General features: G+C 67.5%; 25 protein-coding genes. 14 read left to right on the top strand and 11 right to left on the bottom strand.

Features of this window, described 5'->3' with window-relative positions; genetic code table 11:
- Positions 1–136 precede the first annotated feature (136 nt).
- The 3 genes from ACTWQN_RS33925 to ACTWQN_RS33915 form a co-directional block, all read right to left on the bottom strand.
- A complete protein-coding gene (locus tag ACTWQN_RS33925) occupies positions 137–958 on the bottom strand; it encodes a carbohydrate ABC transporter permease (protein ID WP_443207738.1) in 822 nt (273 codons plus the stop codon).
- Positions 958–1,824, bottom strand: coding sequence for a carbohydrate ABC transporter permease (locus ACTWQN_RS33920; RefSeq protein ID WP_443207749.1), 867 nt, complete (start codon positions 1,822–1,824; stop codon positions 958–960). Before ACTWQN_RS33920 ends, ACTWQN_RS33925 begins: the two co-directional genes overlap by 1 nt.
- A gap of 65 nt (positions 1,825–1,889) precedes the next feature.
- Positions 1,890–3,191, bottom strand: a complete 1,302-nt coding sequence (locus tag ACTWQN_RS33915) for an ABC transporter substrate-binding protein (RefSeq protein WP_443207737.1) — start codon at positions 3,189–3,191, stop codon at positions 1,890–1,892.
- Between the two features lie 308 nt (positions 3,192–3,499).
- On the opposite strand from ACTWQN_RS33915, the gene ACTWQN_RS33910 reads away from it, so the two are divergent.
- Both ACTWQN_RS33910 and ACTWQN_RS33905 read left to right on the top strand, forming a co-directional pair.
- Positions 3,500–5,818 (top strand): beta-xylosidase/alpha-l-arabinosidase, encoded by a 2,319-nt coding sequence (locus tag ACTWQN_RS33910; protein WP_443207736.1) that lies wholly within the window; start codon positions 3,500–3,502, stop codon positions 5,816–5,818.
- Between the two features lie 166 nt (positions 5,819–5,984).
- Complete coding sequence (locus ACTWQN_RS33905) at positions 5,985–7,007, top strand: LacI family DNA-binding transcriptional regulator (RefSeq protein WP_443207735.1); 1,023 nt, start codon at positions 5,985–5,987, stop codon at positions 7,005–7,007.
- Between the two features lie 248 nt (positions 7,008–7,255).
- Here the strand turns inward: ACTWQN_RS33905 and ACTWQN_RS33900 are convergent, their stop codons facing one another.
- The 5 genes from ACTWQN_RS33900 to ACTWQN_RS33880 form a co-directional block, all read right to left on the bottom strand.
- Positions 7,256–8,098, bottom strand: a complete 843-nt coding sequence (locus ACTWQN_RS33900) for a S1 family peptidase (RefSeq protein WP_443207734.1) — start codon at positions 8,096–8,098, stop codon at positions 7,256–7,258.
- A gap of 265 nt (positions 8,099–8,363) precedes the next feature.
- A complete protein-coding gene (locus tag ACTWQN_RS33895) occupies positions 8,364–8,555 on the bottom strand; it encodes a hypothetical protein (protein WP_443207733.1) in 192 nt (63 codons plus the stop codon).
- A 294-nt stretch (positions 8,556–8,849) separates the two neighbouring features.
- Positions 8,850–9,080, bottom strand: coding sequence for a cell division protein SepF (locus ACTWQN_RS33890; RefSeq protein ID WP_443207732.1), 231 nt, complete (start codon positions 9,078–9,080; stop codon positions 8,850–8,852).
- Between the two features lie 13 nt (positions 9,081–9,093).
- A complete protein-coding gene (locus ACTWQN_RS33885) occupies positions 9,094–9,498 on the bottom strand; it encodes a hypothetical protein (RefSeq protein ID WP_443207731.1) in 405 nt (134 codons plus the stop codon).
- 192 nt (positions 9,499–9,690) lie between these two features.
- Positions 9,691–9,942: a S1 RNA-binding domain-containing protein gene (locus ACTWQN_RS33880; RefSeq protein ID WP_443207730.1), complete on the bottom strand. Its 252-nt coding sequence runs from the start codon at positions 9,940–9,942 to the stop codon at positions 9,691–9,693.
- Between the two features lie 238 nt (positions 9,943–10,180).
- On the opposite strand from ACTWQN_RS33880, the gene ACTWQN_RS33875 reads away from it, so the two are divergent.
- Both ACTWQN_RS33875 and ACTWQN_RS33870 read left to right on the top strand, forming a co-directional pair.
- The gene (locus ACTWQN_RS33875) at positions 10,181–11,044 is read left to right on the top strand and encodes a class II glutamine amidotransferase (protein ID WP_443207729.1); all 864 of its coding nucleotides are present in this window, start codon (positions 10,181–10,183) and stop codon (positions 11,042–11,044) included.
- A gap of 51 nt (positions 11,045–11,095) precedes the next feature.
- Positions 11,096–12,073, top strand: a complete 978-nt coding sequence (locus ACTWQN_RS33870; protein WP_443207728.1) for a phosphotransferase — start codon at positions 11,096–11,098, stop codon at positions 12,071–12,073.
- A 49-nt stretch (positions 12,074–12,122) separates the two neighbouring features.
- On the opposite strand, the gene ACTWQN_RS33865 is transcribed toward ACTWQN_RS33870, so the two are convergent.
- Positions 12,123–12,779 carry a TetR/AcrR family transcriptional regulator gene (locus ACTWQN_RS33865; RefSeq protein ID WP_443207727.1) on the bottom strand — a complete coding sequence of 219 codons (657 nt, stop codon included), beginning with the start codon at positions 12,777–12,779 and terminating at the stop codon, positions 12,123–12,125.
- A 109-nt stretch (positions 12,780–12,888) separates the two neighbouring features.
- On the opposite strand from ACTWQN_RS33865, the gene ACTWQN_RS33860 reads away from it, so the two are divergent.
- The 6 genes from ACTWQN_RS33860 (at position 12,889) to ACTWQN_RS33835 (ending at position 18,349) form a co-directional block, all read left to right on the top strand.
- Positions 12,889–13,152 (top strand): hypothetical protein, encoded by a 264-nt coding sequence (locus ACTWQN_RS33860; protein WP_443207726.1) that lies wholly within the window; start codon positions 12,889–12,891, stop codon positions 13,150–13,152.
- A gap of 216 nt (positions 13,153–13,368) precedes the next feature.
- Complete coding sequence (locus tag ACTWQN_RS33855; RefSeq protein ID WP_443207725.1) at positions 13,369–14,085, top strand: M15 family metallopeptidase; 717 nt, start codon at positions 13,369–13,371, stop codon at positions 14,083–14,085.
- Between the two features lie 156 nt (positions 14,086–14,241).
- Positions 14,242–15,060 carry a bifunctional allantoicase/(S)-ureidoglycine aminohydrolase gene (locus ACTWQN_RS33850; RefSeq protein WP_443207724.1) on the top strand — a complete coding sequence of 273 codons (819 nt, stop codon included), beginning with the start codon at positions 14,242–14,244 and terminating at the stop codon, positions 15,058–15,060.
- 226 nt (positions 15,061–15,286) lie between these two features.
- Positions 15,287–15,958: a FadR/GntR family transcriptional regulator gene (locus tag ACTWQN_RS33845; protein WP_443207748.1), complete on the top strand. Its 672-nt coding sequence runs from the start codon at positions 15,287–15,289 to the stop codon at positions 15,956–15,958.
- 4 nt (positions 15,959–15,962) lie between these two features.
- The gene (locus tag ACTWQN_RS33840; protein WP_443207723.1) at positions 15,963–17,399 is read left to right on the top strand and encodes an amino acid permease; all 1,437 of its coding nucleotides are present in this window, start codon (positions 15,963–15,965) and stop codon (positions 17,397–17,399) included.
- A complete protein-coding gene (locus tag ACTWQN_RS33835) occupies positions 17,396–18,349 on the top strand; it encodes an asparaginase (RefSeq protein WP_443207722.1) in 954 nt (317 codons plus the stop codon). The genes ACTWQN_RS33840 and ACTWQN_RS33835 overlap by 4 nt, the downstream gene beginning before the upstream one ends.
- Before the next feature lie 145 nt (positions 18,350–18,494).
- Here the strand turns inward: ACTWQN_RS33835 and ACTWQN_RS33830 are convergent, their stop codons facing one another.
- Positions 18,495–19,232, bottom strand: a complete 738-nt coding sequence (locus ACTWQN_RS33830) for a GntR family transcriptional regulator (protein WP_443207721.1) — start codon at positions 19,230–19,232, stop codon at positions 18,495–18,497.
- A gap of 333 nt (positions 19,233–19,565) precedes the next feature.
- On the opposite strand from ACTWQN_RS33830, the gene ACTWQN_RS33825 reads away from it, so the two are divergent.
- From ACTWQN_RS33825 to ACTWQN_RS33815, 3 genes are all read left to right on the top strand, one after another.
- Positions 19,566–19,868, top strand: a complete 303-nt coding sequence (locus ACTWQN_RS33825; protein ID WP_443207720.1) for a hypothetical protein — start codon at positions 19,566–19,568, stop codon at positions 19,866–19,868.
- A 330-nt stretch (positions 19,869–20,198) separates the two neighbouring features.
- On the top strand, positions 20,199–20,603 hold the full coding sequence (locus ACTWQN_RS33820; protein WP_443207719.1) for a hypothetical protein: 405 nt from the start codon (positions 20,199–20,201) through the stop codon (positions 20,601–20,603).
- Between the two features lie 118 nt (positions 20,604–20,721).
- Positions 20,722–21,585, top strand: coding sequence for an alpha/beta fold hydrolase (locus tag ACTWQN_RS33815; RefSeq protein ID WP_443207718.1), 864 nt, complete (start codon positions 20,722–20,724; stop codon positions 21,583–21,585).
- Positions 21,586–21,652: 67 nt separating this feature from the next.
- Here the strand turns inward: ACTWQN_RS33815 and ACTWQN_RS33810 are convergent, their stop codons facing one another.
- Complete coding sequence (locus ACTWQN_RS33810) at positions 21,653–21,865, bottom strand: hypothetical protein (protein WP_443207717.1); 213 nt, start codon at positions 21,863–21,865, stop codon at positions 21,653–21,655.
- Between the two features lie 325 nt (positions 21,866–22,190).
- On the opposite strand from ACTWQN_RS33810, the gene ACTWQN_RS33805 reads away from it, so the two are divergent.
- Positions 22,191–22,727: a hypothetical protein gene (locus ACTWQN_RS33805; protein ID WP_443207716.1), complete on the top strand. Its 537-nt coding sequence runs from the start codon at positions 22,191–22,193 to the stop codon at positions 22,725–22,727.
- Positions 22,728–22,827: the final 100 nt, after the last annotated feature.

Genomic DNA, 22,827 nt, shown 5'->3' with positions numbered 1-22,827 from the left:
CTAACAGCCAGGAAAAGAACTGGGCCGCAGGGGTTGCAGATGAAACGCGTTGAAAGGTTTCTGAAATTTGCCGTTCACGAACGTTATAATCCGGATCACACCAACGTCAAGACTCAGCCCACGACCGAATTCGCCGCTACCGGCCCCCTCCGGCGGTCAAACCGGCCACTAGGAATCTGCGTCCGAGGATGTAGAGGAGGAGCACCGGCAAGGCTGAGAGCACGACCACGGCCATGATCGCCGGGATGTTGACGGTGTACTGGCCCTGGAACTTCCAGATCGCCAGCGGCAGCACCGCGGTCTCCGGCCGCTGGGTCAGGATCAGCGGGAACAGCAGCCCGTTCCACACTTGCAGCGCCTGGTAGATCCCGACTGCCATCAGCGCCGGTCGGGAAAGCGGCAGGACCAGGCTCATCAGCACCCGGAACTGCCCGGCGCCCTCCAGGTGCATCGACTCGTACAGCTCCTCGGGGATGTCCCGCAGGAAGTTGGTCAGGATCAGCACCGACAGCGGCAGCGCGAAGGCGATCGCGGGCAGCACCACGGCCAGCAGGCTGTCGTAGAGCCCGATCTGCACGATTATCACGTACACCGGGATGATCGTCGCTTGCAGCGGAATCGCCAGTCCGGCCAGGAAAACCCGGAACAACCACTGGTGCGCACGTCGTCGACCCCGGACGACGACGTACGCGGCCAGCAGTGCGGCGCAGAGCACCGCGGCGACCGTCAACGCGGTGACGATGACGCTGTTGAACAGGAACGAGAGGAAATCGTCCGAGAGCACTTCGCCGTAGCCGGCCAGCGTGGGCTCGGCGGGCAGCGACAACGGGTTGGCCGACAGCGCGTCTTCGGACTCGCGCAGGCTCGTGACCACCACGTAGTACAGCGGAATCGCGACGACCAGAGCCCAGACCCCGGCCCCTATCGCCGGGAACACACCGCCTCGGGATTTCCGCATCACAGACCTTCCTGCTCGCTTCGCATTCGGGCGAACCCGGAGTACTTCGTCAACGTCAGCGAAAGGGCCGTCCCGAGGGCCACCAGCAGCAGCGCGATCGCACTGGCGTAGCCGAACTGGTAGTGCTGGAAGCCGATGACGTACATGTTCACCGGCAGGATTCGGGTCGCATCACCGGGACCGCCCTCGGTCAACACGTAGAACAGGTCGAAGTAGGTGAGCGAGCCGACCAGCACCATCGTGCTCGACGTGATGATGGTGTTGCGCAGCTGCGGGATCGTGACCGAGAAGAACCGCTGCACCGGGCCTGCGCCGTCGAGCTCGGCGGCCTCGTACAGCTGCGCCGGGATCTGCCGCGCACCGGCCTGGTAGAGCAGGGTGTGGAAGGGCACGAACTGCCACGCCACCACCAGGATCATCGCGTACAGCGCGAGATCCGGGTCGCCGAGCAGGTTCAGCCCTGGCAGGCCGAGTCCGGCCAGCATGCCGAAGTTCGGGTCGGCCAGGTTGCGCCACAGGATCCCGATTCCCGTCGCCGACAGCACCAGCGGGAGGAAGAAGATCGTCGCCAGCACCGCTCGGTAGCGCTGCCGTCCGGCGACGAACACGCCGAGCAGGATGCTCAGCGGGGTCTGCACGAGCCAGCTCAACACCATGACCTGCAACGTGATCCACAGCGACCGCCACATCCCCGGGTCGCTGATCAGATCCGCCCAGTTGCCCGCGGTGAACGCCGGAGCCGAGATCCCGTTCCACTCGGTGAACGACAGGACCAGCACGACGACGACCGGCCCGACCACGAACGCGACGAAGAACAGCAGCGCCGGAGCCGCCAGCCACATCGAAGGTTCGCTCAACCGCCGCACCGAAGGACTGCGGGGTCGGTCAGCGCCGCTGGGCGACGCAGTGCCGCGAAGCGCCTCGGTCGCGGTCATCTCGGGGATTCCTCCATCTCGCTGGAGAACTCTTGTGCGGTGATCTGCTCCAGGAACAGCTTCTGCAGGTTGGTGAGCAGGTTCTGCGCCGGGCCGGGCGGCAGCGCCTGGTCCCAGGACTGCTGGAAGTGCGGGGCGTTCTTGGCCAGGTCGTAGACGAACAGCAGCCAGTCCGAGTTCTCGGCGGTGCGGAGGCGGTCCTCGATGCCGACCACCGGTGGCACCTCACCGCGCGCGATGGTGCCCTCGGAGTACTCCGGGCTGGAGACCTCGTGGCGCAGGAAGTCCACCGCCTCGTCCTGGCGCGGCCCGGTGGTGGCGGACATGAAGGTCGCCGGATTGCCGAACAGGTTGGCCGGGTCGCCGCGACCGCCCTCCACCGCGGGGAACGGCAGCCAGCCCAACCGTCCATTTCGGACGAAGTCCGGCGCGTTCTCCAGCATCGTGGGGTAGGCCGACCCGAGGTGCAGGGTCATCGCGGCCCGCCCGCTGGTCACCAGGGCGGTCTGCTGGTTGAGCTCCGCGCTGGTGGAGGTGAACGAGTCGCCGAAGGCGCCCTGCTGAACCAGGTCCTGCAGCATCCGGTTGGCCCGCACGATGTCCGGGTTCTGCCACGCACCGGGCTTCCCGTCGAGCACCGCCTGGAACGCCTCGGGACCGGCGACCCGGTCCACCAGTGCTTCCTCCCACATCAGGTACGTCCAGGCATCGGCGCCGCCGAGCGAGATCGGGATGTAGCCCGCCTGCTGCAACCGGGGCACCGCCGCGGTGAGCTGCTGCCAGGTCCGCGGCGGCTGCAGGCCGACAGACTCGAACACGTCTTTGTTGTAGAACAGCACGACCGGCTGGATGCTGCCGATGGGAACCCCGTAGGTGTGCCCGTCCTGGTCGACCGGGCCCATCACGCTGGGCAGGAACCGCTGGCGCCACTGCGGGTCCGCGCGCATCTGCGGTGCGAGGTCCACGATCTTGCCCGCGTCGACGAAGGTCTTCAGCGGGCCGCCGCCCCAGCCGAAGATGGCGTCCGGCGGGTTGCCCGAGCCCATCGACACCCACAGCTTGTTCTTGTAGGGGTCGTTCTGGAAGAACTGGACCTGGATCGGCTTGCCGGTGCGGCGTTCGAAGGCCTCCGCGGCGGGGGGCAGCAATTCCTCTTCGCCGCCAGCGCTGATCGCCCAGGCGGTGAGCACCGCGTTGCTACCTTCGGCGGGTGGTAGCAAGGCGGTACAGCCGGTCGAGACCAACGCGACCAGGATGGCCGTCCCGACCGCGCACAGGCGTCGCACCCTTCCACGCATCGCTGCTCCCGCCGTCGTCGCACCATTGCGGACACTTCGGTCGAACCGCCGGGCAGTTCGACCGCCACCGGGCAGTGGTGGGCGCGACTTTAGCGCAGCTGTCGAACGATCAACAAGGATCACTTTCAAAAAGTTTCGCCCAGTTGGCCCCGGTGGCTTCACACGGTCCTACCAAGACTTTCCAACCCTGATTGTGGCAATGTAGCGACGAGATGGTCTCAATCTCATGTCGTTGAGATCGAAAATTTCGGAAATTATCATCGATGCGGTCCGCGATCCGGCGGCCAGCACGACAGGAGTCCCAGCACATGCAGCAATCGAGCCCATCCGAGGACCGTCCGCCGTACCGCGATCCAGCCCGACCGATCGATGAGCGAGTCGCCGACCTCCTATCCCGGATGACGCTCGACGAGAAGCTGAACCAGCTCGTCAGCATGTGGCTCTACGTCTCCGGGGCGGAGGAGCGCGTCGCGCCCTACCAGGACAAGTTCGCCGACGAGGCACCGCCGTGGCAGGAGATGATCAAGAACGGTCTCGGGCAGCTCACCCGCGTGTTCGGCAGCGCGCCGATCGAGCCCGGCGCGGGTGCCGCGGCGCTGGCGAGGTTGCAGGACGAGATCACCTCCGCGGGCCGCTTCGGCATTCCGGCGATGGCGCACGAGGAATGCCTTGCCGGGTTCACCGCCTGGAACGCCACCGCGTACCCGGTCCCGCTGGCGTGGGGTGCGTCGTTCGACCCGGACCTCGTTCGCGAGATCGCCACGAAGATCGGCAACGACATGCGCTCGGTCGGCGTGCACCAAGGCCTCGCGCCGGTGCTCGACGTCGTCCGCGATGCGCGCTGGGGCCGGGTGGAGGAGACCATCGGCGAGGACCCGTACCTGACCGGCACGGTCGGGGCCGCCTACGTGGCCGGTCTGGAGTCGACGGGCATCGTCGCGACCCTCAAGCACTTCGCCGGGTACTCGGCATCCCGCGCGGGCCGCAACCTGGCACCGGTGAGCATGGGCCCGCGAGAGTTCGCGGACGTGATCCTGCCGCCCTTCGAGATGGCGTTGCGCCACGGCGGCGCCCGCTCGGTGATGCACGCCTACACCGACACGGACGGGATGCCGTCGGCCTCGGACGAGTCGCTGCTGACCGCACTGCTGCGCGACGAATGGGGCTTCGACGGCGTGGTGGTGGCCGACTACTTCGGCATCGCGTTCCTGCACATGCTGCACGGCGTGGCCGGGGACCTCGGCCACGCCGCCGAACTGGCCCTGCGCGCCGGGGTGGACGTGGAACTGCCGAACGCGCGGTGCTACGTCGAACCGCTCGCCGAGCGGGTGCGCTCCGGCGCTCTCGACGAGAAGGTCGTCGATCAGGCGGCGAGCCGGGTGTTGCGGCAGAAGTGCGAACTGGGCCTGCTCGACCCCGACTGGTCGCCGCAGGTTTCCCCGCCGGAGGACCTCGATCCGCCGGAGAACCGGGAACTCTCCCGGCGCCTGGCCGCGGAGTCGATCGTGCTGCTGAGCAACAGCGGCACGCTCCCTCTCAACGGGCCGCTGGAGCGGGTCGCCGTGGTCGGACCGCTGGCCGACGACCCGATGGCGATGCTGGGGTGCTACTCGTTCCCCGCGCACATCGGGGTGTCCTATCCGGATTGGCCGGTGGGCATCGAGCTGCCGACCTTCCGAGCGGCGCTCGCCGAGCACTTCGGCGCCGAGAAAGTGTCGCACGCCAAGGGTTGTGAACTCCCCGACGGGCCAACCGATCTGGACGAGGCGATCCGCACCGCCGCGTCCGCGGATGTCTGCATCGCGGTGGTCGGTGACCAGGCTGGACTGTTCGGACGCGGCACCTCGGGCGAGGGCTGCGACGCAGCCGACCTGCGCTTGCCGGGCGAGCAGGAGGAACTGGTGGAGGCGCTGCTCGGCACCGGAGTTCCGGTGGTGCTCGTGGTGTGCAGCGGTCGCCCCTACGCGCTCGGCAGGCTGGCGGATCGGCTCGCCGCCGCCGTGCAGGTCTTCTTCCCGGGCGAAGCGGGCGGCGCCGCGCTGGTCGATGTTCTCACCGGCGTGGTGAATCCCTCCGGCAAGCTGCCCGTGTCGATCCCGGCCGAGTCCGGCGCCAACCCCGGCACCTACCTGACCGCGCGGTTGGGGACGCGCAGCGACGTCAGCTCGCTCGACCCGACCGCGCTGTTCCCGTTCGGGCACGGCCTGTCCTACACCGGCTTCGCCTACCGGGATTTGCGCATCAGCGCCGACCGGGTGCCGACCGACGCCGAGGTGGAGATCACCTGCACGGTGGCCAACATCGGCGATCGCGATGGTGTCGAGGTCGTGCAGCTGTACCTGCGCGATCCGGTCGCCCAGGTGACCCGGCCGGTGCGCCAGCTCGCCGGGTTCCTCCGGGTGGAGGTGCCCGCCGACGGGGCCCGGCAGGTGTCCTTCCGGCTGCACGCGGACCGGACTTCGTTCACCGGCGCGGGCGGCCGACGATTGGTCGAACCCGGCGAGATCGAAGTCCACATCGGCGGTTCCAGTAGCGACACCCCGCTCACCGGTTCCTTCGAGCTCGTCGGCGAACCCCGAGAGGCAGGCCACGACAGAGTCCTAACCACCCCCGCACACGCGGAGTGAGCGGACGAGGTGAGGGGCACCCGTGACCGAGTAACTGGGTCACGGGTGCCCCTCACCCCTCACCAGAACGGAGAACGGAGCCCCACGCCCGCCGCCGACGCAGCGGCGCCGACCGGCACACCGAAAGTTTCAGGTACCGTGGCGTGCACCGAGCGAGGAGGCAGGGGTGTCAGCAGGCAAGAAGAACCGGGTGACGATCAGCGACATCGCCCGGGAGGCTGGCGTCTCGGTCCCGACCGTTTCGAAGGTCCTCAACGGCCGCCCAGAGGTGGCCGCGCACACCCGCGAACGCGTCGAGAAGTTGATCATGCACTACAACTACTCGCGGCGCGCCAGCCACGGAACCGGCCGAGCCGGGCTGATCGACTTGGTGTTCCACACCCTCGACAACCAGTGGGTGCTGGAAATCGTGCGCGGGGTCGAAAGCGTCACGCACGATGCCGGACTGGGCACCGTGGTCTCCGCGGTGCACGAGGGCCGCCGGACCGACCGCGCGTGGCTGGACAACATCAGCTCGCGGCGCTCGGACGGGATCATCCTGGCCGTCACCGAACTCGGGCCGCGGCACGCCGAATTGCTGCACGGACTCGGCGTGCCGGTGATCATCATCGACTCGCTGGGCCAACCCGACCCGAGCGTCGCATCCGTGGGCGCCACCAACTGGAGCGGGGCGCGCGCGGCGGTCGAGCACCTGGTCTCCGCGGGCCACCACCGCATCGGTTTCATCGGTGGCCCGCCGCAGTTGCAGTGCAGCAGCGCGCGCCTGGACGGCTACCGCTCCGCACTGCTGGCCGCGGAGGTCGCGATCGACGAAGAACTGATCGTCGAGGGCGATTTCACCTACGACCGCGGCGAAAACGCGACCCACGAACTGCTGGACCTCGCGGACCCGCCGACCGCGATCTTCGCCGCGAACGACCAACAGGCCCTCGGCACGTACCGCGCGGTCGAGCAGCGCGGTCTGTCCATTCCCGACGATGTCAGCGTCGTGGGCTTCGACGACCTGCCGATGGCCCAGTGGATCACCCCGGCACTGACCACCGTGCACCAACCGGTGGCCACGATGGCCGCCCAAGCAGCCCGCATGCTGCTGCGCCACGCCGAAACGGGCGGCTTCGAAACCAACCGGGTGGAACTGGCCACCGAACTGAAGATCCGAGCCAGCACCGGCCCCGGCCCCAAGGCCTGAGCCTAACCTCGGTCTTGTCCTTCGAAGCGGCCACGCCACGATCTCCCGCAGGCCATGCGCACGTTGCTGCGGTTTCCGCCCACGCCGCGCAGCACACCAAGCCGTCCAGGTCGGCTCGACCAACGCCCACCGGGCATCGGAGGGACCACTGCGATGCGCAGGCCGGGAACTGAAACGGACGGACCACCACCAGTCCGCCGCTCCACCAAGTTGCGGCACTTGGTGGAGGTTGCCGGTCGGACGGGTTGCTATGTCGTGCCGATGGTCTGGTTGATCCACGCCAGGTGCTCGCCGAGGTCGGTGTAGATCTCCGGGCCTTCGCCGCAGGTGTACGCACTGCCCCGGCTGGTCACGCCGAGCAACCGCCAATCCCCGTCTGCCTTGGTCAACAGCGGCCCGCCCGAGTCGCCGAAGCAAGGGGTCGCGCTGGTCGTCGCGTCAACGCAGACCTCGGTGGCACCGACGAAATCATCCTTCGTGCACTTCGCATCGTCGAGGATCTTGGTGTCCAACTGCTTGAGCTGCTCGGGCAATTCCGGGCACGTGTACCCGGGGCAGGTCTGTCCCCAGCCAAGGGCCCGCACCTGCGTCCCGGCGGCAGCCGAGGTGCCGATCTTCGCGGGGGCGTAGTCCACCGCCTCGGACAGACGCAACAACAACACGTCGTGGCCCGGCGTCTTCTCGAACTCCGGATGCCCGATGACCTCAGCGATCTTCACCAGTTTTCCACCACTGGTCCGGTCGTTCGAGCCGATTCGCACATGACTCGGCGGTGGCGGCGGATGGGGAACGTCCCCACCGTCATTGATGAAGCAGTGCGCCGCGGTGGCCACCCAGTTCGGCGCGATCAACGCGCCGCCGCAGGAGTGCTCGTTACCGGCCTCGTTGGTGATCTCGGCCATGAAGGGGTACTTCTCGACGGCGTTCCCACCGCCGACGATGTTGTTGGGCAGCACCCCGGGACTGACCGTCGTGTCGGCGACGCCGTTCTCCGGCCCAGCCGAAGCCGAACCGGTGTCGTCTGGTGGGCCAGCGCACGAGATGGTTGCGAAACCGAGCATCGCCGCGCAAACCAGTAATTTCCTGATCATTTCACCTCTCATCATTTCGGCCCGAACGGGGAGCCGTTTCCCAAGCCGCGCATGCACCGCTGCGGCAACTGCGAGAGCTTCGAATGCGAAGCTCGATCCTGGACTCGCCACGCGGCTCGGCGAGGAGGAGGTACCGGCGAAGTCGTGCTCCGGCGTCAGAGCCTGGTGGGACCGGGATAGGGATGAGATCGCGGTAGCGTCGTCCGCGTCTGTTGACCTTGGCGAGAACAACGGTGGGTTCGTCGGGCACGGTCCTCATCCCGGTTCAGGCCCGCTGGTGCGGGGAGTCGGAAACGCCCTTGCCGAAACCGGTGCTCGCACCGGGGAGTTCGTCCGGTTGCCCGGTCGCGGAGGTGTTCGGCACCGGTGGCGCACCAAGCGCGATGCCCGGCGAAACTCCCGCGCCCAGCGCGGATGCCGTCGTAGGACTCGGCCCGCAGGCCGCGCTCGGAGCCACTGCCGCGACTGTCACGGCGAGGTGGGAAATCTGCTGGCGGTGCACTTCCAACCCTTCTGATGATCAAAGTTTAATCATTGAGACGTGTCATCCGCCGGGAGGTTGCGTCCGAGTTCGGCCGGTCGTCTTCGGAGGAGATGTTGAAGTTGATCCATGGGCGTTGTCCGGCCAACAACTTCTTTGATCGCACCGCGCGGCCAAGGTATGGAGATGCGTCAGTTATCCGGATCCCAGAGACGAGAAGGCCTCTGAGATTCTGCTACCGCACCGCCACGCAAGACGACCCGCCCACTCTCAAAGGTTTTTGCGGACCGTTCCTGGGGGGAGCAGCAGGAAGACCTTCGGTGCTATGCGGTCCATGTCGCCGCCTCGTCCGAGGACCAGACCTGCGGCGAAGTCGACGAGACGTGTCGCGTCCGAGTTCGTCATGCTCGTCAGATCCATCAACACAGCGACGCCCTGGCGGAAGAAATCCCCGACGTAGTACACATCGCTGTAGCTCTTCGGGCGCACGGTCTTGACCACTGCCCCAGTTTCGTCAGGAACCCCGGAAAGTCAACGTCCGTCGCGGTGCGATCTCGGCACCTGGTTCCAGCGGTGCGCACCGCTGGTCGGCAGCGTGGATCCGATCGGCGCGGGCCGAGGAGGCCGGTCCGTCGACGTGCCGAAATCGCAGGTACGACAACCAGTCGCAGGCCTCGGGATGCTCGCCCGCCGCTGCCGGGAGCGGCACTTTCACCCGCACCACGGATTCCTGCACCTGGCTGATCGGCGAGCTCGATCGGACGGGTTGTTCGGTCCGATCCGGATTCGCCTGTGCGGCTGGCGGAAAGAACGACCCGGCGACCAACAGGCACGCCACCGACCCGACACCCACCGACCTGACCCCCACTGACCCGGCCGCCACTGACCCGGCCCGCAGTCTGCTGCCACCGTTGCCCATGCGGTCTCCCGTGCTGCGGTTCCGGCGAACCTGATCGGAAACACAAGCTACTGGGAAGTAGATAATGAGGCGAGGTCCAGAGTTCGGCCGGTGACGGGGCTGCCGAAGTACTTCCCGGACGCGGTCGACCGCCGCGGGACCGCAACCGATCCCCGCGGCCAACTGGGGATCGGTTGCGGCATCAGCGCCGATTTACGCGGGCAGCAGACTCATCCGGTGGCGTTCGGCATCGATCTCAGCGATGCGGACCCGGATGTCCGCGCCGACCTCGGGCTCATCGGACCACTCGACCTTGTGCAGCAGACCGTGCACGCCAGCCACCTCGACGAAGGCACCGAACGGAACGACCGAGACGACCTGCCCGGTGACGACATCACCGGAACCGTGCTGGGACACGAAAGCGTCCCAGGCAGCAGCGTCGAATTGGGAATGCGGAGCATTCATCTGATCACCTCCCTCCTCCGCAGACTTCGTTCGCGAAGCCCACAGGGGCGGCGGGCCACGAGCCCGCCCGGTGATCAAGACGTGGCCGGGTACCTTCCTCGCGCATGGCTCAAGGCCGACCCGGCAGTCACGATCCCGACCATAGCACGGGAATCCGCGCGATCGGCGATCCGGTGGTTGGTTAGCCGACGGGCATCGCGGGTAACTCCGTCCTGTTGATTCCGCTGGGAGGTCTGCGATGTGCCGGTTGTTCGGGTTGTCGGCCGCACCGAATCGGGTGCACGCCACGTTCTGGTTGCTGGAGGCGCCCGACAGCTTGGCGCGGCAGAGCCGCCGGGAACCGGACGGGACCGGGCTCGGCACGTTCGCCGCCGACGGGACACCGCAGGTCGACAAGTGCCCGCTCGCGGCCTACCAGGACCAGCGGTTCGCAGAAGAGGCCAAGCGCTGCGAGTCGGTCACGTTCATCGCGCACATCCGCTACGCGTCGACCGGTGCGCTGCTGAAGCGCAACACCCACCCCTTCCAACAGCGGGGCCGATTGTTCGCGCACAACGGGGTGATCGGCGATCTCGCGGCGCTGGAGGCCGAACTCGGCGACCACCGCGCACTGGTGGCGGGCGACACCGATTCGGAACGCTTCTTCGCCCTGATCACCAAGCACATCGACGCCAACGGCGGTGCCGTCGGCCTCGGGATCGCCGCTGCCGCGCGGTGGGTCGCCGACTCGCTTCCGGTGTACGCGCTGAACCTGGTGCTCACCACCCCGACCGAGCTGTGGGCGCTGCGCTACCCGGACACGCACCAGTTGCACGTGCTCGAACGCGCCGCCGGTGGTCCGCGCGGCGACCGCTACCTGGACCACGCCAGTTCCGCCGGGCGAATCCGCACCCGCAGCGGACAACTCGCCGAGTCCCCGGCGGTCGTGGTGGCCAGCGAACGAATGGACGAAGACCCCGGCTGGCAGGAGCTGCGGCCCGGCGAGCTGCTGCACGTGGACGGCACGCTCACCACCACGCGGCAGATCGTCGTGGACCACCCACCACGCCATCGGCTGTCGCTGGCCGAGCTCGACGCCCACGCGGCGGCATCGCAGACCTGAACACCGCCGGGCCGCTGGGGCGGATAGCCGTTCGGTTGCTAGCGTTCCGACATGCAGCACCTTCCCGATGGTTTGGCCGAAGAACGCCTCTCGGACGGCTTGGGCGAGTTCGGCATCAGCCCGACGACCGCGACCTACGCCCCGGTCGGTTTCGGCGACTACCACTGGAAGATCACCGGTGCCGACGGCCAGCGCTGGTTCGCCACCGTCGCCGATCTCGAACACAAGGAGTACTGCGGGGCCGACGCCGCAGCCGCCCTCGACGGCCTGCGGCAGGCGATGAACACCGCGGCGACGCTGCGCGAACACAATGGACTCCGGTTCGTCGTGGCGCCGCTGCGCACTGCGGGCGGCGAACCGGTCGTGGCGCTGGACGACCGCTACGCGCTGAGCGTTTTTCCTTTCATCGCAGGGGAATCCGGCGACTTCGGACAGCAGCTGACGGCCGAGCAGCTGGGCCGGGTCCTCGACCTGCTCGCCGAACTGCACAGCAGCACACCCCCGGCGACCACCCCGACCACCGTGCTGGACCCGCCGGGCCGCGATGGTTTGGAGTCGGCACTCGGCGAGCTCCGCGATGAATGGTCGGGTGGACCGTTCGCCGAACCCGCGCGGAAGTTGGTCGCCGACAACGCTGAACTGATCCGCACCCGCCTCAACGATTTCGACCGCCTGGCCGACGCCGTCCGGCAACGCGGCGGGGCACAGGTCGTAACGCACGGCGAACCACACCCGGGCAACCTGATCCGACGCAGCAACGGATACCTGCTGATCGACTGGGACACGGTAGGCCTGGCCATCCCCGAACGCGACCTGTCCGTCCTAACCGACGACCCATCCGCCCTAACCCACTACGCGACAAAAACCGGCCACACCCCGGACCCAGCCGCCCTGCAGCTCTACCGCCTCCGCTGGAGCCTCGTCGACACCGCCGAATTCATCGCCCTGTTCCGCAACCCCCACTCCCCCACCCCCGACACCGAAACAGCATGGCAAGGCCTCACCAAAACCCTCCACGACCTCGGCTAAAGCGGGGTGAAGGGCACCTTTCGCCGAGTAAGTTGGTGGAAGGTGCCCTTCACCCCTCACCCGATTGGGAGCGAGTTCGGCGGGCGTCGTCGGGCGAATTGATGCCCCGCATGGCGATGTCGGCGGCGCGGCGGGCGGCGGCCCACACGTGTTCGAGCGAGTCGCCCCGTTCGACGCTGACCGCGGTGGTGATCTTGATCGCGCCGACCAGCGCGCCGACGATGGCGGAGGCGTCGACGAGGTCGAGTTCCTCGGGGTAGGCCCGTTGCAACGCTTCGGCGAGTCGGCGTTGCGCGTGGAAGAGCAGGTGGAGTTCGCGGGCCTGCAGCGCTGGCACGGTTGCGATCAGGTGGGTGCGGACCTGGGTGTAGTCCTTGACCAGTTCGTCGTCGTCGGCAGCTCCCGACCACAGCATGCTGCGCTCCAGCGCCCGCAGCAGTAGTTCGGCGGGAGTCTCGTCCGCTGCGCGCCGCGCGATGGTGGCCAGTCTGCGGTCCAGCCGCGCCTGGTCGTCGAAGAAGACGATGTCTTCCTTGCTGTCGAAGTAGCTGAAGAACGTCCGCGTGGCGATGTCGGCCGCGGCGGCGATCTCGGCGACGCTGGTCTGCTCGTAGCCCTTGTCCCGGAACAGGCGCAGGGCTGCCTCGATGAGCGCCATGCGGGTGCGCTGCTTCTTGCGCTCCCGAAGTCCCAGTTCAGCGGCCATGCGCCGACAATACCGCAGTCGGCGAATTTATTCATCCATTGCATTTCTGCATCGAGTGCTGTTTTATCGCCGTGATCGCAGGCATCGGTTCGCAACGTCTGGAGCGCCCATGAACCTCGCCAACCGGAACTCCCGCCTGGTGCGCGGCGCGCTTGCCGCGCTGACCCTGCTGACCGCCATCGTCACGCTCACCATCGGCGGCAACGACATCCACCTCACCCGAGTCGCGGGCGACTGCGTCAACCTGCTCCCCGCCACCGGCCTGCTCCCGCTACCAGCTCCGGCGAGCGCGCCGTGCGAAGCGAAGTACACCGAGAACGGCGTCAACGAACTCGACCGCCGCATCGACGAGACCCTGATCAACGTCGATTGAAACCACCCAAAACCAATGTCCTTCAAGGAATTCCTGTTTCGACAAAAGAGTCCAATATGGACTTATCAGATCAGGTGGACGAGCAGTGCTGCCGGACCGAGTCGCCTGCGCGTGGGTGCGACGGCCGCTGTCGGAGGGTAGCGTTGGGGGTTCTCGGTCTGGGCCGCGAGGCGGCTGGTGCGCGGGTGCGCATCCCGTGCCGATGAGGAGCCAGCGATGCGGACTCGTCGCGATTCGCCGTTCACCAGGCGTCGACCGATCGGCGTGCTGGTGGCGATGATCGCGATCTCCCTCGCGCTCGTGCAGTGCGCTCCCGCCGAGCGTCCACCAGCACCCGCCGAGCCACCGCGCACCTCCGCCGAGCCACCACCGCAGTTCACCGCGACCGTCCATCCGGTCACCGCCGAGGAGCTCGGCGCGAGCTGGCATCCGGGTTGTCCGGTCGAACCGGGCGAGTTGCGCCGGGTGGAGCTCGGCCACGTCGGCTTCGACGGTCAGCCGCACCTCGGCGACCTGGTCGTGAACCAGGATCGGGTGCCGCAGGTGATCGCCGTCTTCGAGCAGCTCTACCGGATCCGGTATCCGATCGAGAAGATGCGCACGGTCGACCACTACCCGGGCGCGGCGGACGAGTTGTCCATGCGGGACAACAACACCTCGGCGTTCAACTGCCGCGACATCCCCGGCCGCGGTCGCTGGTCCTACCACGCCTACGGCCGGGCCATCGACGTCAACCCGCTGATCAATCCCTACATCGACGACACCGGCGCGATCCAGCCGATGACCGCGGCGAGGTACCTGGACCGCAAGCGCAACGATCCGGGCATGCTGCACGAGGGCGACCCGGCCGTCCGCGCCTTCACCGATCGGGGCTGGCAGTGGGGCGGGCGGTGGACCAGCCCGATCGACTACCAGCACTTCGAGCTGCCTTGACCGCACCGGCCGCAGTTCAGCGCGGGTGGCGGTGCGCTGTGCCGCGCCACCGGGGTCTTAGGCTGTGCACGTCTCAGACCGCAGCGCCCGCGGCGCATCCCCGGCAGACACCGCGGGCGGCAGCGTGTGAACGTCGATCAAGACAGGAGTTGCAACGTGAGCGAGCCGACGTACTACGCCCCCGCAGGGGGCCTGCCGTCGCAGACCACGCTGCTGACCGACCGGGCCGTCGTGACGGAGGCGTACACCGTCATCCCTCGTGGCGTGCTGCGCGACATCGTCACCAGCAACCTGCCCGGTTGGCACCGCACCCGCGCGTGGATCCTCGCCAAGCCCATTGCCGGGTTCGCAACCACGTTCGCGCAGTACATCGTCGAGCTGTCGCCCGGCGGCGGCAGCTCCGAGCCCGAGCCCGAGCGCGGCGTCGAGTCGGTGCTGTTCGTGCTCACCGGCACCGTCAGCCTCGCCATCGAAGGCGAGGAGCACGCCCTCACTCCCGGTGGGTACGCGTACCTCCCGGCGGGCGGGACGTGGTCGGTGGCCAACGAGTCCGACGCGGTGGCCACCTTCCAGTGGGTCCGCAAGGCGTACGAGCCGCTGGCGGGCCACACCCCGAAGGCGTTCGCCGTCCAGGAGCAGGACGTCGAGCCGACGCCGATGCCCGACACCAACGGCGCCTGGGCCACCACCCGGTTCGTCGACCCCGACGACCTGGCGCACGACATGCACGTCAACATCGTGACCTTCGAGCCCGGCGCGGTGATCCCCTTCGCCGAGACGCACGTGATGGAACACGGCATCTACGTCCTCGAAGGCAAGGCGGTGTACCGCCTCAACGACGACTGGGTCGAAGTCGAGGCCGGTGACTTCATGTGGCTGCGCGCCTTCTGCCCACAGGCCTGCTACGCGGGCGGGCCGGGCAAGTTCCGCTACCTGCTGTACAAGGACGTCAACCGCCAGATCAAGCTGACCTGACGGCAGGGCCCGTGAGTGCCTCAGCAGCACTCACGGGCTCCTACCTGCCACGACGTAGATCAGAGCGAGCGGTTCGCCACTCTGGGTATCCAGTGGCCTATCAGAACAGACCTTTCGGGTTAATTGATGATGGGCTTGACAAAGGAATGCATTCACTTCAATCTTTCCAGCCATGGACCTGTCTGACAGGCGGACAGCCGGACATGGCATCCGGCGGGTCAGCGCGATGGAAGCCGTGCTGGCCCACCTGCGCGACGCCATCGAACGGGGCGAGTACGCCATCGGCGACCGGCTGCCCGCCGAAGCCAGTCTCGGCAAGCAGTTCGAGGTCAGCCGGTCGGTCGTGCGGGAGGCGCTGCGCGGCCTGCAGGCCCTCGGCCTCACCAAGTCGAGGACCGGCAAAGGCACCTTCGTGGTCGCCAACCGGCCGGTGGAAAACCCCACCTTCGGCCCCTACTCGGCACGCGACCTGCTCGAAGTCCGCCGCCACGTCGAGGTCCCGGCCGCTGGCTACGCCGCGCTGCGCCGCACCTCCGACGACCTGGACCTGCTCACCGACCTGTTGGAGCGGATGGCGGGCGAGACCGACAACACGGTGTGGGTGGCGCTGGACTCGCTGTTCCACGTCACCGTCGCCCAGGCATCCGGCAATCCCGTCTTCGGCAAGGTCATCGAAGAGATCCGGGACGCGCTCGCCAAGCAGTCGGCGTTCCTCAACCAGCTCGGCGACCGCCGCGCGGCATCCAACGACGAGCACCGACAGCTCGTGAACGCGATCGGGAGCGGCGACGAGCACGCCGCGACCGAGGCGATGACCCACCACCTGGCGCGCGTCGAGAGCGCGCTCACCGACATCGTCGGGCTCAAGACCGCAGCCGAGAAGAACGAGGATTCCTAACTCCATGACCGACCGCACCATCCCGGCCCCCGCACCGGAGCACGGACCCGCCGACGCCGGTGACGCGGGCTACCGCAAGTCGCTGAAGGCCCGCCACATCAACATGATCGCCATCGGTGGTGCGATCGGCACCGGACTGTTCCTGGGGGCCGGTGGACGCCTCGCGCAGGCCGGTCCGGCGCTCGCGATCGTCTACGCGGTGTGCGGGCTGTTCGCGTTCTTCGTCGTGCGTTCGCTCGGCGAACTGATCTTGCACCGCCCGTCGTCCGGCGCGTTCGTCTCGTACGCCCGCGAGTTCATGGGTGAGAAGGGCGCCTACACCGCGGGGTGGATGCACTTCCTGAACTGGTCGACCACCGGCATCGCCGACATCACCGCGATCGCGCTGTACGCGCACTACTGGTCGGTGTTCACCCCGGTGCCGCAATGGGTGCTCGCGCTCATCGCGCTGGCGATCGTGCTCACCCTCAACCTGGTCTCGGTGAAGCTGTTCGGCGAGCTGGAGTTCTGGTTCGCCATCATCAAGGTCGCCGCGCTGGTGCTGTTCATGGTGATCGGGATCTTCCTGGTGGTCACCCAGCACCCGATCGACGGCAGCGCGCCCGGCCCGCAGCTGATCGGCGAGCGCGGCGGGATCTTCCCGGCCGGGGTGCTGCCGATGGTCCTGATCATGCAGGGCGTGATCTTCGCCTACGCGGCCGTCGAACTGGTCGGGGTCGCCGCGGGCGAGACCGAGAACCCGGCGAAGGTCATGCCGAAGGCGATCAACTCGATCATGTGGCGGATCGGCCTGTTCTACGTCGGCTCCGTCGTGCTGCTGGCGATGCTGATGCCCTGGGACGCCTACAGCAAGAGCGAGAGCCCGTTCGTCACCGTGCTCTCGCACATCGGCGTTCCGGCCGCCGGTGACGTGATGAACCTGGTGGTGCTCACCGCGGCGATGTCGAGCCTGAACTCGGGCCTGTACTCCACCGGGCGCATCCTGCGCTCGATGTCGATGGCCGGGTCGGCGCCCAAGTTCACCGGCGTGATGAACGCCAACAGCGTCCCCTACGGCGGGATCCTGCTGACCGCGGCGGTCTGCGTGGTCGGGGTGGGGCTGAACTACCTGATGCCCGCCGAGGCGTTCGAGATCGTGCTGAACTTCGCCTCGATCGGCATCCTCGCCACCTGGGCCATCATCGTGCTCTGCCACCTGCTGTTCGTCCGCAAGGCGCGGCGCGGCGAGGTGACCCGGCCCGGCTACCGGCTGCCGTTCTCGCCGTACACCGAGATCGTCACGCTCGCGTTCCTGGCGTCGGTGGTCGTGCTGATGGGCTTCGACGAGACCGGCCGGATCACCCTGATGGCGCTGCCGCTGATCATCCTTGCGCTGGTGATCGGCTGGTTCCGCGTTCGCAAGCAGATCGACACCTCGGCGTTCGAGAAGGCCGAGGCGTGAGTTGCGCCGCCCCGGCCGGGGCGCCTGAGCACGTGCCGCTGGTGCACGTGCTCCGGGACGGCCTCGTGGAGAGCGTGCACCACGGCTCGGTCGTGGTGCTCGCCCCGGACGGTTCGACCCTGTTCCAGGCCGGTGACGTCGACACGGCCTGCTATCCGCGCTCGGCGGCCAAGCCGATGCAGGCCGTCGCGATGGTCCGGCTCGGCCTGTCGCTGCCGCCGGAGCTGCTCGCGCTCACCGCCGCCAGCCACTCCGGCGAGCAGTTCCACCTCGCCGCTGCGGCGCGGGTGCTCGACCTGGGCGGATTCACCGAGGCCGACCTCGGCAACCCGGCAGACCTGCCGTTGGACCCGATCGAGCGGACCGGCTGGATCGCGGCGGGCCGCCCGGCGCGCAAGCTGGCGCACAACTGCTCGGGCAAGCACGCGTCGATGTTGCGCACCGCCCGACGGAACGGCTGGTCCACATCGGACTACCTGGACCCCGGTCACCCGCTGCAACGCGAGATCGCCGCCACGGTCGAGGACCTGACGGGCGAGCGGATCGCCCACGTGGCCGTGGACGGCTGCGGAGCACCGCTGTTCGCCGTCTCGTTGCGCGGCCTGGCCGCGGCGGCGGCCAGGATCGCCACCGCACCCGACGGCAGCGCGGCGCACGCCGTCGCGCGGGCCATCCGCGCACACCCGGAAATGGTCGCCGGTTCCAGACGCGACACCACCGAGCTGATGACAGCGGTACCGGGCCTGATCGCGAAAGACGGCTTCGAAGCGGTGCAGATCGCCGCGCTACCCGACGGCACCGCGATCGCGATCAAGATCGCCGACGGCGGCGACCGCGCCAGACTCCCAGCCACAATCGCAGCCCTAACCCTCGCAGGCGTCAACCCAACCCTGCTAACCCCGTTCACCACCCCAAACCACACCATCCACACCACGATCAGGTCGAGGTGAAGGGCACCTTCTACCAACTAAGTTGGCGAAAGGTGCCCTTCACCCACCACCAGATCGGCGGAGAGCCGCGCCGGAGCGCAGCTGCGATCGCGCGGGTTCCCTGGACGCGTCATGAGTGAAGGGCACCTTCGACCGGCATAGTCGGTCAAAGGTGCCCTTCACTCCTCACCCGGTCGGGGATCGGGGTGCCTCGGGGGTTTGGGGAGAGGTCGGGTTTGGGGGTTTTGAGGTGACCGGCTGCTTGGGCGCCCAGGCTGGTGTTGATGTGTTCGTGCATCACCGCTGCGGCTGTGTCGCTCTCGCCTGCGATTACCGCGTCGACCAGCATTTGGTGTTCGCGGACCTTTTCGGCCATGGCCTGTGGGCTGGGCTCCACCTCCAGGGCCAGGCGCCGGTAGCGGTCGGCTTTGTCCCAGAGGCCGTCTAGGGTCTCGATGAGCAGGTCGTTGTGCGAGGCCAGGTAGATCGCGCGGTGGAACCGCCGATGGTGCAGCAGGTGCGCGTAATCGGGATCGCCGGGCAGTGCTTCCAGTCCTTCGGCGGCCTCGCGGATTTCGGCGATGTCGGCCTTCGTCCGCCGCTGCGCGGCCAGGGACGCGGCGAGGGGATCCAGCGATCGGCGCATCTCGAAGAGGTCGCGGGCCTCCTCGGCCCTGAGCTCGGTCACCCGCGCATCGCGGTGCGCGTCGAGCTCCACCAGGCCTTCCGCCTTGAGCCGACGAAGTGCCTCGCGCAGCGGCGTCGTGCTGACACCGAGCGCACGAGCCAGCGGAGCCTGGTTGATCACCGAACCCGGCTCGAACTCCCCGGACAGGATCTTCTCCCGCACGCTGTGGTACGCGAGCTCACTCTTGGTCGGCAATGGCGCCGCCGGTGGGGTCATCCAACCTGCTCCCTGTCATCGCACCCTGCTCAGCCCGACCAACTCCCATCCGTTATAGCCGATGAGCGTCGGAGCATATCTGCCGGTGATCGATTCGTCCCTTCACCAAAGGCTTTCCGAAGATCCGCACATCCGCCTTGTCGAATTGACCAACAGACTCGTACGCCTCGGCCCGCAAAGATTATAAGCTCCATCGGCGCATCGTGAGCCGGTTTCCAGGCGGTGCGCAGCCGATCTCGAACTCGACGGATTTCTGGACGCGCGGGACTTTTGTCGGCACCGCGATGATGCGGCACCTGATAGGCAGAGATTTGCAGCAAGGAGGTGTTCGCGATGCCCAACGACCGAGGCGGCGTCAAACGGCCGCTGCCCGCCGCGATCGCGCACGAATCGCTCATCGCGTCAGCTCCCGGCCTCACCGAAGATCAGACCCAGCTGCTGCGCAGCAGCTGGGTCGTCCACAACCTGGGCAGGCTCCGCGCCCCGCTGGCGCAGCTGGATCTCACCAGCCAGGACCACTCGGCCCTGGCGCGAATCGCCGCACACGACGTCGAGTTCGTGAACGCCGTTGCGGGCCTGCTCGCCCGCGCCCGCGCCGCGACACCGCTGACCGGCCCGCCGCACCCGGACACGTGACGGGTGGCAGCCCCGCCCGGAAGGCGCCGAACCTCAGCTGATCCGAACCGATCGTCGAACGGGAGCACAGCGCGGGTCCTACTTCGATTCAGCGCGCCCCGGACCCGATCTCCACCGCCGGGCGTCCGTGGCATTCGGGGCGCCTTGAGCTGACCATGCCCCGGGATTAGCGTTGAAAGCGGCCAGAACCGGGAAACGCTCTTCCCCGCGCCCCATGCGAATGTCGTGGTCCATTTCGGATCGAGGACGTCGCCGCTGTTGTGCTGTCTCGAAAGCAGCGATGCGCCGCACGGTGTGCGGACGTTCGGGCGCGTCATCGAGGAGGCGGGCATGACAGTCACCGCGGAAACCGCTCAACAGCGCTGGGTCGAGGATTTTCGTCGGATCGCAGGCGCTGATCCCGAACTCCAGGCGCACGGCAGGTACTACACGTGCGCCTTCCTGCTCGACATGGCGGAGCACCGCTATCTCATCAGGATGAACCGCGGCCACGTCGATGCCATCATCGTCGACCCGGGCCCGCTGGACGAGCGGTATCAATTCGCCATCCGAGCGAGCGCCGACACCTGGCGCAAGTTCGCCCAGCCGGTTCCCGAACCGATGTACCACGGGATCTTCGCCGCGTCCTTCCGCCGGGACATGCGACTGGAAGGCGATCTACTCGTGCTGATGCAGAACCTGCGCTGCGTCGTACGCCATCTGGAACTACTGCGATCCACCGGCTCTCCCGTCTAGAGACTGTTTCAGGAGTGGTTTGCGTAGCGGTGCGGGTAGCGGAACCTCAGACGCCCCCTCGGTCCGGGATCCCCGACATCATGAATGCCAGTTTCCGCGCAGCGAAAGGAAAAGCGACATGGCACAGATCTCGCCGGTCACCGGGCACTACGTGACGCTGGACGTGCAGGGCGGGCAGTACGAGGTCTTCTTCCTGGAGAACGGGTCGGGCCGCCCGCTGGTGTGCCAGCACACCGCAGGCTGCCACAACCACCAGTGGCTAGGTCTGCTCGGCGATGAGGACATCACGAGCCGCTACCGGGTCATCGCCTACGACCTGCCCAGGCACGGCAAGTCCGATCCGCCGCTCAACCAGGAGTGGTGGCGGGAGGAGTACCGGCTCACCACCGACTTCTACGCGGAGTTCATCGTGTCGTTCTGCGATGCCCTGGAGCTCGACGATCCGATCTTCATGGGTTCCTCGTTCGGCGGGAACATCGCGTTGCAACTGGCACTGCGCCACCCGGACCGGTTCGCGGCCGTGATCCCGGTCGAGGCGGCCGATCATTCACCGGGCTTCTTCCTCGACTGGTGGCAGCACCCGCACGCCAACGCGGCGCAGGTGTGCGCCAGCGGTGTCCTCGATCTGATGGCCCCGCAGTCCCCGGAGAAGGATCGGCGGCGAACCTGGTTCTACTACACGCAGGGCTCCGAGGCGTTCCGCGGCGACCTGTACTTCTACTCGGTCGACCACGACCTGCGCGGCCAGCTCCACGAGATCGATACCCGGCGCTGCCCCGTCATCATGCTCACCGGCAGCTACGACTACCTGACCACGCCGGAGGACGGGAGGCGAACCGCCGGGGAGATACAGGGGGCCGAGTTCATCGAAATGGCCGACATCGGGCATTTCCCGATGAGCGAGAACTACCCGGTCTTCAGGGGATATCTGCAACGAGCACTGGAGGAGATCGAGAACAAACTCCGGCAGCCGGTGTCGTAGCACCAAACCGTTGGTACGGATGGCGGACTTGGTGGTTGCGCGCAAAACCGCCCGCACGGCCGAACTCTCACGCCGAGGGTTGGTCGTCCTGCTTTCCGGCGCGGTTGCGGCGCGCGTAGTAGGCCTCGAACAAGGCATTCTTGTCGGTCGTCATCCAGTGCCGCAGCGACCGCAGGAAGTGCGCCCAGTCCACCGACCGCAGTCCGTTGCAGCGGTGCCCGAGGTCTCCCTCGCTGTCGTCGTAATAGCCACGGCAGATCTCGCACTTGATCAGACTCATGATGCCGCACCTGATGCGTTCGGGGAACATGACGATCTTGCCCCTGGCAGCCGGGAGTGCCGGGTTCGCAATAGCTGGCCAGCCTATTGCGGGCAGTATATCCAGCCAGCGCAATAGCATCGCGATTCGCGAGCAATCGAATACCCCAGGCGAACCAACGCTGTGACGCGAGTTGTTCGAGTTGCCGATGATGCGCATGTGGCTGAGCACCGCATCTTGCGGGGCATCGATGCCGGAGCCATCGTGGAGGACAGGAATTTCCCCTCCGCAGGGACAGCAAATGGCCGGTGCGCAGCACGAGTGCCCGCGACGCCAGTTCCTCCTCATGGCTGCTGTCGCGACGCCCCTGCCCGGCCTGTTGGCCTGCGGACAGCGCCAGAACCCGAGTCCGGTGGCGCAGCCGCAGTGCCTACCGGACTGGATGCTGACCCCGAACGACGTGGCGGACGCCGACCTGATGCGCGACATCTCGGTGATCCGCGACCTGCTCATCCACCACCAGGACATCGTGCGGACGGTCGAACACTTCTCCTACGGGATCCGGGCGACCACCACGAGCTCCAACCTCGACGTCGCCGAGCGCATCCGCACGCACGCCGAGCAGATGAAGTCCCGCCTGCAACGGGGCGCCGCGATCCGCCAGCTGGATCCGCTGTTCGCGGAGATCTTCGCGCACCACCAGCAGATCGACCTGCAGATCGAGCACCTGCCGGATGGCATCCGGGTCAACGAGACCTCCTCAGATCCGGTGACGGTGATGCTCATCAGGCAGCACGCGGTTCGGGCCGTTTCGGAATTCGCCGCCACTGGCATGAGCCGAGCGATACAGCCCACTCCGCTGCCCGACGGCTACCCGCGCTGACCTGGGACGGGGTCCTTTCGGGTCGCTGAGCAGGTGCGTTGCGCTCCCGCCGCCGACAATGGGGCGGCCAGTGCGTCAGGTGGCCCGGAGGAGATCGCCC

The organism is Saccharopolyspora antiqui (genome assembly GCF_052246905.1).
In the GTDB taxonomy this organism is placed as follows: Bacteria; Actinomycetota; Actinomycetes; order Mycobacteriales; family Pseudonocardiaceae; genus Saccharopolyspora.
This window is presented reverse-complemented; position numbering and strand designations above follow the sequence as displayed.

What these genes read in the sequence shown, in the direction of transcription:
- ACTWQN_RS33820 (WP_443207719.1), top strand. Translation starts at nt 20,199, where the DNA reads ATGACAGTCACCGCGGAAACCGCTCAACAGCGCTGGGTCGAGGATTTT.
- ACTWQN_RS33825 (WP_443207720.1), top strand. Translation starts at nt 19,566, where the DNA reads ATGCCCAACGACCGAGGCGGCGTCAAACGGCCGCTGCCCGCCGCGATC.
- ACTWQN_RS33865 (WP_443207727.1), bottom strand. Translation starts at nt 12,779, where the DNA reads ATGGCCGCTGAACTGGGACTTCGGGAGCGCAAGAAGCAGCGCACCCGC.
- ACTWQN_RS33925 (WP_443207738.1), bottom strand. Translation starts at nt 958, where the DNA reads ATGCGGAAATCCCGAGGCGGTGTGTTCCCGGCGATAGGGGCCGGGGTC.
- ACTWQN_RS33875 (WP_443207729.1), top strand. Translation starts at nt 10,181, where the DNA reads ATGTGCCGGTTGTTCGGGTTGTCGGCCGCACCGAATCGGGTGCACGCC.
- ACTWQN_RS33860 (WP_443207726.1), top strand. Translation starts at nt 12,889, where the DNA reads ATGAACCTCGCCAACCGGAACTCCCGCCTGGTGCGCGGCGCGCTTGCC.
- ACTWQN_RS33910 (WP_443207736.1), top strand. Translation starts at nt 3,500, where the DNA reads ATGCAGCAATCGAGCCCATCCGAGGACCGTCCGCCGTACCGCGATCCA.
- ACTWQN_RS33855 (WP_443207725.1), top strand. Translation starts at nt 13,369, where the DNA reads ATGCGGACTCGTCGCGATTCGCCGTTCACCAGGCGTCGACCGATCGGC.
- ACTWQN_RS33900 (WP_443207734.1), bottom strand. Translation starts at nt 8,098, where the DNA reads ATGATCAGGAAATTACTGGTTTGCGCGGCGATGCTCGGTTTCGCAACC.
- ACTWQN_RS33810 (WP_443207717.1), bottom strand. Translation starts at nt 21,865, where the DNA reads ATGAGTCTGATCAAGTGCGAGATCTGCCGTGGCTATTACGACGACAGC.
- ACTWQN_RS33840 (WP_443207723.1), top strand. Translation starts at nt 15,963, where the DNA reads ATGACCGACCGCACCATCCCGGCCCCCGCACCGGAGCACGGACCCGCC.
- ACTWQN_RS33870 (WP_443207728.1), top strand. Translation starts at nt 11,096, where the DNA reads ATGCAGCACCTTCCCGATGGTTTGGCCGAAGAACGCCTCTCGGACGGC.
- ACTWQN_RS33815 (WP_443207718.1), top strand. Translation starts at nt 20,722, where the DNA reads ATGGCACAGATCTCGCCGGTCACCGGGCACTACGTGACGCTGGACGTG.
- ACTWQN_RS33830 (WP_443207721.1), bottom strand. Translation starts at nt 19,232, where the DNA reads ATGACCCCACCGGCGGCGCCATTGCCGACCAAGAGTGAGCTCGCGTAC.
- ACTWQN_RS33805 (WP_443207716.1), top strand. Translation starts at nt 22,191, where the DNA reads ATGGCTGCTGTCGCGACGCCCCTGCCCGGCCTGTTGGCCTGCGGACAG.
- ACTWQN_RS33880 (WP_443207730.1), bottom strand. Translation starts at nt 9,942, where the DNA reads ATGAATGCTCCGCATTCCCAATTCGACGCTGCTGCCTGGGACGCTTTC.
- ACTWQN_RS33915 (WP_443207737.1), bottom strand. Translation starts at nt 3,191, where the DNA reads ATGCGTGGAAGGGTGCGACGCCTGTGCGCGGTCGGGACGGCCATCCTG.
- ACTWQN_RS33845 (WP_443207748.1), top strand. Translation starts at nt 15,287, where the DNA reads ATGGAAGCCGTGCTGGCCCACCTGCGCGACGCCATCGAACGGGGCGAG.
- ACTWQN_RS33885 (WP_443207731.1), bottom strand. Translation starts at nt 9,498, where the DNA reads ATGGGCAACGGTGGCAGCAGACTGCGGGCCGGGTCAGTGGCGGCCGGG.